The organism is Streptomyces sp. NBC_01525 (assembly GCF_045040405.1).
GTDB lineage: Bacteria > Actinomycetota > Actinomycetes > Streptomycetales > Streptomycetaceae > Streptomyces > Streptomyces benahoarensis.
Map to the genome: position 1 here is coordinate 3260414 of NZ_CP109397.1, position 12756 is coordinate 3273169.

Consider the following 12756-nt stretch of genomic DNA (forward strand, 5'->3'; position numbering starts at 1 on the left):
ATCGAGCTAAAGCTAAAAGATTGCGTTAGTCGAGAGTAGGCGTTAGCGTCGACTAACGCAAACAGATAGCTTTTACGGAGAACGGGAGAGGCACGAAAGATGGTTCCCGCAAGCCCGACACCCCGGCAGATCTCGCCCCACCAGCAGCCGTCGCCGTACCGCCGGACCCCACCGGAGCCCGGCCGCCGCGCACCGGAGGAGAGGAAGACGAGAGAAGCGAGGGACGTGACGGCCGAGCCCAGGCCGCCAGGCCGTCCGCCCCTTCCCCCCGCGCCCGCGTGGGAGTTGGGCGGCGTCACCGTGCACCGCATCGACGAGGTGGCACTGCCGCCACGGACGGGCCCCTGGCTGCTGCCGTCCGCCACACCCGAGGTGGTCGACCAAACCCCTTGGCTGCGGCCCGACTTCGCCGACGAGTCCGGCGTGCTGCGCCTGAGCAGCCACACCTTCGCCTGCACCATCGGTGGTCTGCGCGTACTGATCGACACCGGCATCGGCAACGGCAAGACCCGCGCCAACCCCGCCTGGCACGGCCTGCGGACCGACTACCTCGCCCGCCTGGAGGCCGCCGGATTCCCGCCGGACGCCGTCGACCTGGTACTCCTCACCCATCTCCACACCGACCACGTCGGCTGGAACACCCGTGCCGACGGCGGCGATTGGCGGCCCGCCTTCCCCCGCGCCCGCTATGTGGCCTCCCGCCGGGAGTGGGACCACTGGGCCGCCGCGGAGATGGACGACGCCCGGCGGCAGATGTTCCGCGACTCCGTCCACCCGGTCCGCGACGCCGGACAGCTCGACCTCGTCGACGTCCCCTCCGCGGGTGCCGAGATCGCACCGGGCATACGCCTCCTTCCCACCCCCGGACACACCCCGGGCCACCTCGCCGTGGAGCTGCGCGGCCGTACGGGTACGGCGGTGATCACCGGCGACTGCGTCCACCACCCCGTCCAGCTGGGCCACCCGGCGCTGGGCAGCTGCGTGGACACCGACCCGGAGCAGGCCGTGGCCACCCGGCGCACACTCCTCGCCTCCCTCGCCGGGACCGACACCCTGCTCCTCGGCACCCACTTCCCGCCGCCCACCGCCGGGCTGGTCCGGGCACAGGGGGACACCTACCGCCTCATACCGGTCCCGGGCCGCCCGGCCCCCACCGCCGGCACCCGTACGTGACGCCGAAGCCACCCCCGGAGCCCGCTCCGCAACGGCGCATACCGCCCGTCGAGGCATGCGCAGGCGGTGACCAACGGCACACATACTGATCAGTAGCGTCCGTGGGCCGCGCCTCTAGAGTGAGCCGCACGCCGTCGGCGTTCGTGCGCGCGGGCGGCCCCCCGGAACCCTCGATCCGACCAGGGAGACTGCATGCGCGCTCCGAAGGACTTCTTCCGCCCGCTGGCTGTCGGGGCGCCGACACCGGTGCGGGAGGTGCCGTTCCGCCCGTCCCGAATGATCCACTTCTTCGATCCGGGCAACGAGAAGATGGCCGCGAAGATCCCCGCCATCGCCCCCACCGTCGACGTCCTGCTCGGCAATCTGGAGGACGCGGTCGCGGCCGACCGCAAGGAGGCGGCGCGGGACGGGCTGGTGAAGATCGCCCGCGCCACCGACTTCGGCGACACCCAGCTGTGGACACGGATCAACAGTCTCGATTCGCCGTGGGTCCTCGACGATCTGCTGACGCTGGTCACCGAGATCGGCGACAAGCTCGACATCATCATGGTGCCGAAGGTCGAAGGCGCCGCCGACATCCACTACATCGACCGGCTGCTGGCGCAGTTGGAGGCGAAGGCCGGTGTGCGGCGGCCGATCCTGGTGCACGCCATCCTGGAGACCGCCACCGGCGTCGCAGGCGTCGAGGAGATCGCCGGGGCCAGCCCCCGGATGCAGGGCATCTCCCTCGGCCCGGCCGACCTCGCCGCCAGCCGCCGGATGAAGACCACCCGCGTCGGCGGCGGCCACCCCGGCTACCTCGTCCGCCAGGACCCCGACACGCAGGACGCCGACGCGCCCCGGGCCACGTACCAGCAGGATCTGTGGCATTACACCCTCGCGCGGATGGTCGACGCGTGCGCGGCGCACGGGATCCTGCCGTACTACGGGCCGTTCGGCGACATCAAGGACACCACCGCCTGCGAGGACCAGTTCCGTAACGCGTTCCTGCTGGGCTGCGTCGGGGCGTGGAGCCTGCACCCGGTGCAGATCGGCATCGCGAAGAAGGTCTTCTCGCCGTCGCCGGACGAGGTCCGCTGGGCCCGCCGGGTCATCGAGGCGATGGGCGACGGCACCGGTGCGGTGATGCTCGACGGCAAGATGCAGGACGACGCGACCTTCAAGCAGTGCCAGGTGGTGGTCGAGCTGGCGGAAGCGCTCGCCGCCCGCGATCCCGAGCTGCGCGCCGCGTACGACGCGGCCGGAGAGGAGTGAGTACGGTGACCGGTCCGACGCTGCGGCCCCGCCGCTCCGTGCTGTACATGCCGGGCGCCAACGCCCGCGCCCTGGAGAAGGCCGCGTCGATCCCCGCCGACGCGCTCATCCTCGATCTGGAGGACGCGGTCGCGCCGGACGCGAAGGCCGACGCCCGTGAGCGGGTGGCCGCGGCCGCCGCCTCCGGCGCGTACGGCCACCGCGAGGTGACGATCCGGGTCAACGGCCCCGGTACGGCCTGGCACGCCGACGATCTGCGGGCCGCCGCGGCGGCCGGTCCGGACGCCGTCGTGGTGCCGAAGGTCGAATCGGCGGCGACCGTGCGGGAGGTGGAGCGGGCGCTGGAGGCGGCCGGGGCGCCGGATCACACGGCGGTCTGGGCGATGCTCGAAACGCCGCGGGCGATGCTGGACGCGCGCGAGGTGGCGGCGGCCGGGGAGCGGCTGTCGGTGCTGGTCATGGGCACCAACGACCTGGCGAAGGAGCTGCACGCCGAGCATGTCCCGGGCCGGGCACCGCTGTTGACCGGTCTGTCGCTGGCGCTGCTGGCGGCCCGCGAGAGCGGCAAGGTCATCCTGGACGGCGTCTTCAACGACGTGAAGGATCTCGCCGGGTTCGAGGCGGAGTGCGTCCAGGGGCGTCAACTCGGCTTCGACGGCAAGACGTTGATCCATCCCGCGCAGGTCGCGCCGTGCAACGAGGTGTTCGCGCCGTCGGAGGCGCAGATCGAGCGGTCGCGGCGGATCATCGAGGCGTTCGACGAGGCGACGCGGGAGGGCCGCGGCGTCGTCACCGTGGACGGCCGCATGATCGAGAACCTCCATGTGGAGGACGCCCGTCGCATCCTGGCCCTGGCGGAGGCGGTCGCGGGACGGTAGCGGAGGACGGGGCGGGGCGGGGTGGCGGGTCTCAGGCCATGGGGCGGGGCGCTCGTCACCTCGCTCGTCAGATCACTCGTCACCTCGTGGGTCAGACCACTCGTCAGATCCATCGCGGCAGATGGGAACGCTCAGCGGCGATACCGCATCCTTCCTGGTGGACAGGGGGTACCGGCCGTGGCGGACCCTGGTGGACAGGGGGTACCGGCCGTGGCGGACCCTGGTGGACAGGGGGTACCGGCCGTGGCGGACCCTGGTGGACAGGGGGTACCGGCCGTGGCGGGGCGTTAGCGCGCTGTTAGTGGATCACCAGTGGGCGTCGGCAATGTGGTGGATGCGGAACGAAGGAACGGGCCGCAGCACCAGCACTCACCACGAGGGGAACCCCATGTCGCGTCACACCACGCTCCGCCTGGTCCGCAGGACCGCCGCCGCCACCCTGGTCGCCGCCGCCGCGCTCAGCCTGACCGCCTGCCAGGAGGGCGGGTCGGACAAGGCGTCGTCGGCGTCCACCGTGGCGGACTCGTCCCCCGCAGGGCAGGGTTCCGGTGCGGACTCCTCGGCCCAGGCGAACGGTGCGGGCGCCGGTAAGTCCGCCGATGAGGGTGCCCCCGCCGCCGCGGGCCAGCCCGCGAAGTCCGGTGCGGCCGCCTCGCGCGGTACGGAGCGCTGCCACACCGACGGCCTGGAGGCCGGCTGGGGCTCCGACGGTGGCGGTGTCCCCGACATGAAGAGCACCGACCAGCAGACCGCGGCGGTCTGGCTGAAGAACATCGGCAGCTCGACCTGCACGATCAAGGGCTTCGCGGGCGTCAGCATCAGCGGTGGCGAGGACGGCCCCTGGGACCTGACCCGCTCCAACCAGTCGGCCCCGACGGTCACCCTCAAGCCCGGTGCGCACACCAGCTTCACCATCTCGCTGCTGCCGAGCACCGACGCGAGCGACCGTCAGGTCACCCCCGGCCTGGTGATGATCACGCCCCCGAACGAGACCAAGCACTTCCAGCTGAAGTGGCCCTTCGGCGGTTCGCTCCTCGACCAGTCCGCCGCCACGCACCCCGGTACCTTCGTCAACCCGGTCGGCGGTCACTGACCCCAGGGTGCCGATCCGGTCGGCGCCATCCGCTCCCTGGACGCCGATCCCCTCGGCGGCCCCCGGCTCCAGGACGGTCGACTCCACGGCCCCGGTCACCTCTCCCCGGCTCATGCGCGCAGCTTCAGACGCTGGCCCGGGTAGATGTGGTCGGGGCCTTCGTCGAGCGTGTGGCGGTTGAGTTCGTACAGCTTCTGGGTGCCGCCGTGGGTGTGGGCGCGTTCCGCGATGACGGAGAGGCAGTCGCCGGGCTGGACGACGTAGCTGCCGCCGGTGAGGGCGCTCTGCTGGCGGTGGATGGTGGTGCCGTTCTGGCGGTCGACGGTGGTGCCGTGCTGGCGGTGTACCTGGTGGTGCGAGTGCCGCTGGGCCTGCGGGGCGGGGGCGGGCTTGGTGACCGGGCGTTCCGGGGTGGCCTTGCTGACGCCGTCGGACGGGCCGTTCGCGCCGAGCCGGCCGCAGTTGGGCCAGGGCTGGAGACCGCGGTCCCGGCGGATGCGTTCGCCGACGGCGATCTGCTGGGACTTCGTGGCGAGGTCGGGGCGCGGGGCGTACCTCTTGCCGCCGTAGGCCCGCCAGGTGGAGGGGGCGATCTGGAGCCCGCCGTGGAAGCCGTTGCCGGTGTTGATGTGCCAGTTGCCGCTGCTCTCGCAGTGGGCGATGCGGTTCCAGTCGGTGCCCGCCGGGACGACCGGTCCGGCGGGGGCGGCGGGGGCCGCGGCTGCGGTGGCGCTCTGGCCGCCGAGGCCGAGCGTGCTCAGGACAACGACCAGCATGTACAGGATGGTTCCGACGGACCGTTTGGCAAGAGCTGACGACATGACGGGTTTCCTCCATGCTCCGGCGACGCCGTGACGCGATGTCCGCCACGGCCGTGGGCACGACCCAAGAAACCGGGCAATATGCTTTTCGGCACGTCTGCTGAGCCTGAAATGCGCGTGTTTCACCCGGGTGGTCGCTGTTGCGGAAGCGCGGGAGGCGCTCCGCCGGGTGCTCCTGGGAGCGCGCGGCCCGCATCGGAGTAACGACTGACGAAAATCCTCAACTTGTTTGTTTTCACGGCTTGTTGGGGCCCAATTGCCTCGTCTGCCCGTCCCGACGGGAGGCCGTTGCGGGGTGTGGGGGCGAAGGCCGGGTGGCGATGCCCCGGGGCCGGGTGTAGAGGCGGGCGCGACGCGGGTGTGACACGGGCGCGTACGGGAGTCTGCGCGCCAGAAAGTGGCAGGGACCCGGCAGGAAGGCGGCGGGCCAGAGAGAGGCGCGTACGGGCGCGGGCACGAAGCCGCGTGTCGTACGGGCGACAGGCACAGGGACGGGTGTCGTACGGGCGACAGGCACAAGGACGGGTCTCGTACGGGCGACAGGCACAAGGACGGGTCTCGTACGGGCGCGAGCACAAGGCCGGGCGCCGTACGGCCACGGGCCCGAGGCCGGGCACCGTCCTGGGCCCCGAGTCCACAACGGGCGGGCAGGCGGCGCGCTCACGCTCCGGCGCGGCCAGGCCCCTCGCCCTGATTCCCCCTCCGCCCCCTCGGCACGTACGACTCACGCACGGGCCCCCGCCCCTCATCCCCTCGGCGCGGTCACCTCACGCGCCGGACATCCCCTACTTCTCCCCGGACCAGCCCGGACGGGTTCACGCGCCGGTCTCGTCGGCAACGGCCTATGTGCAGCGCCGACGCGTCCCCCGCGTCCGTCGCCGCGTAGCGCTGCCGCCGTGCGTATCACTGCCGTACCCGGTACCGAACCGTCCGGGCACGCTGCCGCGCGGCGCTCGGGAGCGCCGCGCATGTGGCGTGGGTCCGGGGCGGTCGCCCCGGTGGCGTCGGGCCCCCGTCAGGTCGTACAGGCGGTGTGTTCGCGGCTGCGGGCCGCCGGGACGATGGCCGCGGACCGGTCGTCCTCCGGGGCGCCGTGCGGATCGTCCACCGGGGCGGTGCGCGAGGGTTCGGTACCGGTGGCGAGTCGGCTGCGGGTGGTGGGAGAGGAACCGTGGGCCTCGGCGCGGATCCGCTGCTTGATGGTGGGCGGCAACTGCGGGCCGCCGTACGTGCGCATCTCCGGTACGTAGGGGCTCGCGATGCGGGGGGAGGGGAGGAACGGAGCCGCGGGCAGCAGGCGGTTACGCGGCTCCGGCGGCTGCTCCGGGAGGAAGTGGTCCTCGGGTGCGCGGCGGGCTGCGGGGGTGACGGCGGTGGGTGCGGGGGCCGGTGCGGAGGTCGACGCGGGAGCCGTCCGCGGGGTGGACGCCGTATGCGCTGCGGGGGTCGTCGTGGGGGCGCCGGGTGCGGGGCCGGGGTCGCCCGTCACCGCTACCGGTGGCGCGGTGGCCGCGGTGCGCGGTGCGCCGAGGGCGGCACGTGGGGCCGGTGCGTACGGGGCGACCGGGACGTACGCGGTGGTGCGCAGCGCCGGGGTGTACGGGGTGGCGCCGTACAGGGAGTCGCCGTAGCGTGCGGCGCGGCGGCAGGCGGCCGCACCCGGGGCGGCGTAGCGGAACGTCGCCAGCAGCTTGCCGAGCACGGCAAGGCACACCGCCCAGAACTTCACGACCTTGGTCGCAGCCATGGTCCCTCGCTTTCGTTCGCGTACCGGCGGTCGGCCGCCGGAAACCTCGGTTGGTACGGGATGCGCCACAGCCACCGGACCGGGAACGCGGTGGCGGGCCACCGCTTTTCGTTCCGCCGGTTCTGTGGTGCTTTCTCATGATGAATACGCAATGGGAGGATCGGAGGAGCGACGCACGCGCGGCGCCGTTCTTCGGAGGAACGCCACTCGACCGCAGTAGCCGCGGCGCCCGGTGTCCCGCGGTGGACCGGGCCACGGCGCCCGTCAGCGGTTGCGGGGCCCGCGGGTATCGCGTAGCCGGGCGGCCTGTGGATGCTCCGGGCGGCGGGGCACGGCGGGCGCGGGATCCTCATCGGATACGGGCGCATCGGCCGGGATCGCCCCGGTGGCGACGCCCGCCAGGACGCGTACGGCGTCGGCCTCGGCGGTACGGGGCGGCAGCACGCGCAGGTCCCAGCGGCCGAGACCCGCGGCGACCAGACAGAGGGTGGGCGGGCCGGGGCGGTCGGGGATGCGGCGCAGGCGGATGACGTGATCGGCGACGAGGGTGAGCGTGGGCAGCGGCGCCCAGAGCGCGCCGTTCGCGGTGGCGTGGGTGATACGGGGCCAGTCGAAGGGCAACGCCGGGAGAAGTTCGGGGAGTTCGGCCTCCAGGTCGGCCGAGCGAGGCCACCAGACGCCGTCGGTGCGGCGGGCGACGCCGGTGGCGGGCGCGATGGCGAGCCGGGCGACGGGCGGCGGTGCGAGGTGCGGCTGCCGACGGGCGGTGCCGGTGATTCCGGTGGTGGCTCCAGTGGCGGTGGGGTTCATGGTGTGCTCCAGGGCGCGGGTGGCCCGGTGCGGGTGGGCGGGGTACGCCCACAGGGGAACGCCCGTAGGGGGCATGCCCGTACGGGAAGGGTCCGTAGGGGACGTGCCCGTACGGGAAGAGCCATAGGGGATGCGCCCGTACGGGAAGAGCCCGTAGGGGACGTGCCCGTACACGAAGACCCCGTAGGGGACGTGCCCGTACGGGATTCCCCGCCGGGGCCGGTCGGCCGCGGGCGGCATCCGCGGGGCGAAGCCCGGCAGGGCGGGTGCGACGGCACGGGGCGAGGTCCGGGGCGGTGCGAGGGGCGCCGTGGTCAGGATCCGGCGGGTCGGCCGCCGCCTCGCCTGCCGAGGGTGGGCGGCGGGGGCCCGGCGGCGTGCGGGCCGGGGCGGCTGCCGCCGCCGTGCGGCCACTTGCGCATCCGGAGGCGGAAGGACGGCTGCAGCGTCGCGTACTTGTGCGTCGCCATCCGGCCCGCCCGCTGGGCGTTGACCCGGGCGAGGAACAGTACGCCCAGGGCGACCAGTGCCAGCAGAACGACCACGGTCAACGCGATCTGCATCGTGCTCACCTCACTCGGGCCTCATGGACCGGGTCGCGGCTCAGGGCCCGTGGGCCTCGGCGGAGCCGCGTGGACCTCGGCCCGCGCGGCCCGTCCCCGGTCACTCCACCGTAACCCCAACTTGCCCAACATCGGGCGAAATGTCCGGAGCGAGGGCCGGTACCCGCGAGACGACGGCGGGCGGGCGACGGCACGAGGCGGACGCCACGGGCACCTCGGTCGACCGGAAACGATCTCCCCGGACCCTCCCTGTTCACAAACTTCTACATACCTGTAGATTTTACCTACGCATGACCAAACCGGCCGTCGGCCGGCCGGGCATGACGGTGCCCGCGTCGGCGGACCGCACCCGTCCGCCCGTCCGGTACACGGAACAACGGACGACGACGACAAGGAGATCCCGATGGCCCTGTGGGACCGGATCAAGGATTCCGCCCAGACGATGCAGAACCAGCTCGTCGCCAAGAAGAACGACCTCAAGAGCGGCGCCTTCCGGGACGCCGGCATGGCGATGTGCGCGCTGGTGGCGGCGGCCGACGGCACGATCGACCCGTCCGAACGGCGCCGGGTGGCGCAGCTGATCGCCTCCAACGAGGTGCTGCAGAACTTCGCGGCGGACGACCTCCAGCGCCGTTTCGACGGCTACCTGGACAAGCTGACCGCCGACTTCGACTTCGGCAAGGTCGCCGTGATGCAGGAGATCGGCAAGGTGAAGAAGAAGCCGGTCGAGGCGCGTGCGGTGATCCAGATCGGCATCGTCATCGGCGGCGCGGACGGCGACTTCGACAAGACCGAGCAGGCCGTGGTGCGCGAGGCATGCTTCGCACTGGACATCAACCCGGCCGAGTTCGACCTCTGACGGCTCGGGGCCGGGCCCGTAAGGGTCCGTCCGACCCGGAAACGGCGTAGGGGCAGGCCCGTACGGGACCGGCCGCTCCGGAAACGGCTCGGCGTCGGACCCGTAAGGGATCGACTGCCCCCGCACACACCACCGCCCGGTCCCGTACGGACTCCCCGTACGGGACCGGGCGGTGCGGCGACCGGCTCCCCGGTCACACGGCTCGGCGGTGCCTCACACATTCACGCCGAAGTCGGCGGCGATGCCCGCGAGGCCGGAGGCGTAGCCCTGGCCCACGGCGCGGAACTTCCACTCGCCGCCGTGCCGGTACAGCTCACCGAAGACCATGGCGGTCTCGGTGGAGGCGTCCTCGCTCAGGTCGTAGCGGGCCAGCTCGGCGCCGTCGAGGCGGTTGACCACGCGGATGAACGCGTTACGGACCTGGCCGAAGCTCTGGCCGCGGCTCTCCGCCTCGTGGATGGAGACCGGGAAGACGATCTTCGCGACCTCGGCGGGGACCTCGGCGAGGCCGACGTTGATCGACTCGTCGTCGCCCTCGCCCTCACCGGTCAGGTTGTCGCCGGTGTGCTGGACCGAACCGTCCGGGCTGGTCAGGTTGTTGTAGAAGACGAAGTGGCGGTCCGAGACGACCTTGCCCGCCTCGGTGCAGAGCAGGGCACTCGCGTCCAGGTCGTAGTCGGCGCCCGTCGTCGTCCGCACGTCCCAGCCGAGTCCGACGGTGACCGCGCTCAGGCCCGGCGCCTCCTTCGACAGCGAGACGTTGCCGCCCTTGGCCAGCGAGACTCCCATGGTTTACCTCCAGGTGATGTGCCGGTCCGCGCACCTGGGCGGACGCGCGCCGCGCACGGACCGGCGTATCGGGTTCAGAGCTATGAGGGCTATGAGGTGGGCACGGCGCCGCACCGCCGGCGCCCGGGCGAACGGGCGGGACACATGCGGCGCACCGAGCTAAAATCTACAGGACTGTAGAAGTTGGTGCGGCGAACCGGCACCGGTCCCGTACGGGGCGTTCCCTACAGCCCATCCCGTACTGATCCTTCCCTACGGCTCATCCCGTACGGGGCGGTGCGGGGAGTCCCCTACGGCCTGGCCCCGGGGCCGTCGCCGGAATCCGGCCGCTCGGTACGGACCGCGGTCGCGGTCGTAAGATGCCCGGGCGTCCCGGCCCCGGGACGCCCGGCACGGCGGGAGGCGACGGCATGGGCGGGAAACCCTTCGGAAGAGCGCTCGGCGCGCCCTCCGGACGCGGCGGATCCGGCGGTTCCGCGGGCGCCTCCAGCGGTTACGGCGCGGGCGGCCCGGAGCGCGCCCGGCGCCGTGGCCAGGGCGAGTTGGAGGCGCAGGTCCTGACCGCGCTGCACCACGCACCCGAGCCGGTTTCCGCCGCCTGGGTGCAGGAACGACTCGGCGGCGACCTCGCCTACACGACGGTGATGACCATCCTGTCCCGGTTGCACGCCAAGAAGGCCGTCACCCGGGAACGGTCCGGCCGCGCCTACCTCTGGACGCCCGCCGCCGACGAAGCCGGGCTCGCGGCGCTGCGCATGCGCCGGGTCCTGGACGGCGAACCGGACCGGGACGCCGTCCTGACCAGCTTCGTCTCGGCGCTGTCCGCCCACGACGAGCAGGTGCTGCGCGCGCTGCTGGACGGCGCCGACCCCGGTGGCCCGGCGCCCGGCAGGGACTGACCGGTGGGCTTCTTCGTCTTCCTCCCGCTGGTCCTGCCGCTCACCGCGCTGCCGATCGCCAAGCTCGCCGGCCAGCACCTCCACCCCCGCGCCTCGACCCGCCTGCTGACCCTGCTGTCCGCCGTCCTCGCGGTGTGCAGCACGCTCTGCCTGGGGCTGCTGATGGTCGTCGGGACCGCGCAGCTGCCCGGCAACCCGCTGCCGGACGGCTGGTCCGACCCGGAGGTCCGCGCGGCGGTGCCGGGCGCGGAGATCGCCGGGATCGCCGCCATCGCCGCGCTGGCCGCGGCGACCGTGGCGGGCGCGGGAACGCTGCGCCGCCACCGCCGCATCCGGGCGCGCGCCCACGACGCGCTGGCCGCGCTGCCACCGGGCCACGACCCCGCCGTCCTCCCGGACGCGACGCCGTACGCGTACGCCGTACCGGGCACACCGGGCCGCCCGGGGCGGGCCGCCCGGCCCGGACGGGTCGTGGTGTCGCTGGGGATGCTGGACAGCCTGGACGGCGCCGAGCGGCGGGCCCTCTTCGCGCACGAACGCGCCCATCTGGACTGCCACCACCACCGCTATCTGCTCGCCGTACGGCTGGCCGGATGCCTCAACCCGCTGCTGTTGCCGCTCCGTTCGGCACTGGCGTACGCCACCGAGCGCTGGGCCGACGAGGAGGCCGCACGCGCCGTCGGCGACCGCCGGGTGACGGCGCACGCGGTCGGCAAGGCGGCGCTCGTGGGCCGGGCGGGCGCCCCCCATCCGGAGCTGGCGCACTTCGCCGCGGCCGAGACCGGTCCGGTGCCGCGCCGGGTGGCGGCGCTGCTCGCGCCCGTACCGCCCGCCCGCGGCTGGCCGCACGCGCTGACCCCGACCGGTCTCGCCGCCCTCGTCGCCGCCGCGGGCACCGCCACATCGGCCCTCGCCTCCCTGAACTCCACGATCGCCCTCTTCCTCATCCTCAAAGCCGCGACGCCTCTCTGAGCCTTGGGCCCCTAAGGGGGGCGCGCCTCGGTCTCTCCCCAGTAGCGCGCGTCAGGGGCGGGGCCCTAACAGTGCGCGTACGGGGGCGGGCCCCCACAGGTACGCGTACGGGGCGCGCCCCAGGGACGGCGGCCGGAGCCGGGCCCGAAGGACTCTCGTCAGGTCCCGCAATCCCACCCCAGGAAGTTCTACAAAGCTGTAGATATTGCCGGTACGCTGAATGTCCACACGGCGGTAACAGGCGTTTTCGGAGGGGGAGATGGCGACGAGGTGCTCACTCCCGAGCTGGGACTGCCTGCCACCGGAAGCAGAGGTGCGATGGGTTTACCAGCCCGTCGAGGTCCACTACCCGGACGGCCGCTGGGCGGTGGGCCGGATCACCGCGTGGTGGACGGACGAGGACGGCGCCCAGTGGTGCCGGATGCGCATGACGCCCGGCGGTCAGCCGCCCCGATGGTTCCGGTACGACCCGGACACCATCCACCTCCTCCCCAGCTCCGGAATCTGACCCACCGGCACCGGGGAGCGGCCCTGCCCCCGGGGCGTGCGCACCGTTCCCCGCACGCCCCCCGCGCGCCGCTGCTCCCGATGGCCACAGGGGTGCGGTCCGGCCGCGCGCCCGCCCCCGTTCGCGCCGTCACGCCCGCTCCCACCGCGCCGAGCACGGCGCCGCGCCCGCCGCATCCGGCCCTCCCACCACCGTCCCCGCCGTCCGCGACGGCCCCCGGCACCGCGTTCCCCGACGTAGCATCCGCAAAGCGAGAGGGGCCAACGGCGTGCACGACAGGCAGAGTTCCCGGGGCGGTGCGCCCCTGCGGCCAGGTTCCGCGCGCCGCGACGCCCCGCCCGGCCGCGACGCCCCCGGCGCCCCCGGCCCCCGGCGCGCGCCCACGTCCGC

Annotated in this window: 13 protein-coding genes; 8 read left to right on the forward strand and 5 right to left on the reverse strand. The window is 73.3% G+C overall.

The window, feature by feature from the left end:
- Positions 1-225 precede the first annotated feature (225 nt).
- The 4 genes from OG422_RS14565 (at position 226) to OG422_RS14580 (ending at position 4398) form a co-directional block, all read left to right on the forward strand.
- Complete coding sequence (locus OG422_RS14565; protein ID WP_405743228.1) at positions 226-1173, forward strand: MBL fold metallo-hydrolase; 948 nt, start codon at positions 226-228, stop codon at positions 1171-1173.
- 192 nt (positions 1174-1365) lie between these two features.
- Positions 1366-2427, forward strand: a complete 1062-nt coding sequence (locus OG422_RS14570) for an HpcH/HpaI aldolase/citrate lyase family protein (RefSeq protein ID WP_405743229.1) — start codon at positions 1366-1368, stop codon at positions 2425-2427.
- A gap of 5 nt (positions 2428-2432) precedes the next feature.
- Positions 2433-3305, forward strand: coding sequence for an HpcH/HpaI aldolase/citrate lyase family protein (locus tag OG422_RS14575; protein ID WP_405743230.1), 873 nt, complete (start codon positions 2433-2435; stop codon positions 3303-3305).
- Positions 3306-3693: 388 nt separating this feature from the next.
- A complete protein-coding gene (locus OG422_RS14580) occupies positions 3694-4398 on the forward strand; it encodes a DUF4232 domain-containing protein (RefSeq protein WP_405743231.1) in 705 nt (234 codons plus the stop codon).
- 110 nt (positions 4399-4508) lie between these two features.
- Here the strand turns inward: OG422_RS14580 and OG422_RS14585 are convergent, their stop codons facing one another.
- The 4 genes from OG422_RS14585 to OG422_RS14600 form a co-directional block, all read right to left on the reverse strand.
- Positions 4509-5219: a transglycosylase family protein gene (locus tag OG422_RS14585; protein ID WP_405743232.1), complete on the reverse strand. Its 711-nt coding sequence runs from the start codon at positions 5217-5219 to the stop codon at positions 4509-4511.
- Positions 5220-6234: 1015 nt separating this feature from the next.
- Entirely contained in the window at positions 6235-6966 is a 732-nt protein-coding gene (locus OG422_RS14590; RefSeq protein ID WP_405743233.1) for a DUF6344 domain-containing protein, read from the reverse strand.
- A 264-nt stretch (positions 6967-7230) separates the two neighbouring features.
- A complete protein-coding gene (locus OG422_RS14595) occupies positions 7231-7851 on the reverse strand; it encodes a DUF5994 family protein (protein WP_405743234.1) in 621 nt (206 codons plus the stop codon).
- A gap of 239 nt (positions 7852-8090) precedes the next feature.
- A complete protein-coding gene (locus OG422_RS14600; RefSeq protein ID WP_405743235.1) occupies positions 8091-8339 on the reverse strand; it encodes a hypothetical protein in 249 nt (82 codons plus the stop codon).
- A gap of 403 nt (positions 8340-8742) precedes the next feature.
- On the opposite strand from OG422_RS14600, the gene OG422_RS14605 reads away from it, so the two are divergent.
- Positions 8743-9198, forward strand: a complete 456-nt coding sequence (locus tag OG422_RS14605; RefSeq protein WP_143944409.1) for a tellurite resistance TerB family protein — start codon at positions 8743-8745, stop codon at positions 9196-9198.
- Positions 9199-9411: 213 nt separating this feature from the next.
- Here OG422_RS14605 and OG422_RS14610 read toward each other — a convergent pair whose 3' ends face one another.
- The gene (locus OG422_RS14610; protein WP_143944410.1) at positions 9412-9987 is read right to left on the reverse strand and encodes a TerD family protein; all 576 of its coding nucleotides are present in this window, start codon (positions 9985-9987) and stop codon (positions 9412-9414) included.
- Positions 9988-10397: 410 nt separating this feature from the next.
- Between OG422_RS14610 and OG422_RS14615 the strand changes: the two genes are divergently transcribed.
- The 3 genes from OG422_RS14615 to OG422_RS14625 all read left to right on the forward strand — a co-directional run bounded on the left by OG422_RS14615 (position 10398) and on the right by OG422_RS14625 (position 12366).
- Positions 10398-10886: a BlaI/MecI/CopY family transcriptional regulator gene (locus OG422_RS14615; RefSeq protein ID WP_405743236.1), complete on the forward strand. Its 489-nt coding sequence runs from the start codon at positions 10398-10400 to the stop codon at positions 10884-10886.
- 3 nt (positions 10887-10889) lie between these two features.
- Positions 10890-11858 (forward strand): M56 family metallopeptidase, encoded by a 969-nt coding sequence (locus OG422_RS14620; protein WP_405743237.1) that lies wholly within the window; start codon positions 10890-10892, stop codon positions 11856-11858.
- 313 nt (positions 11859-12171) lie between these two features.
- The gene (locus OG422_RS14625) at positions 12172-12366 is read left to right on the forward strand and encodes a hypothetical protein (protein ID WP_143944412.1); all 195 of its coding nucleotides are present in this window, start codon (positions 12172-12174) and stop codon (positions 12364-12366) included.
- The last annotated feature ends 390 nt before the right edge of the window (positions 12367-12756 follow it).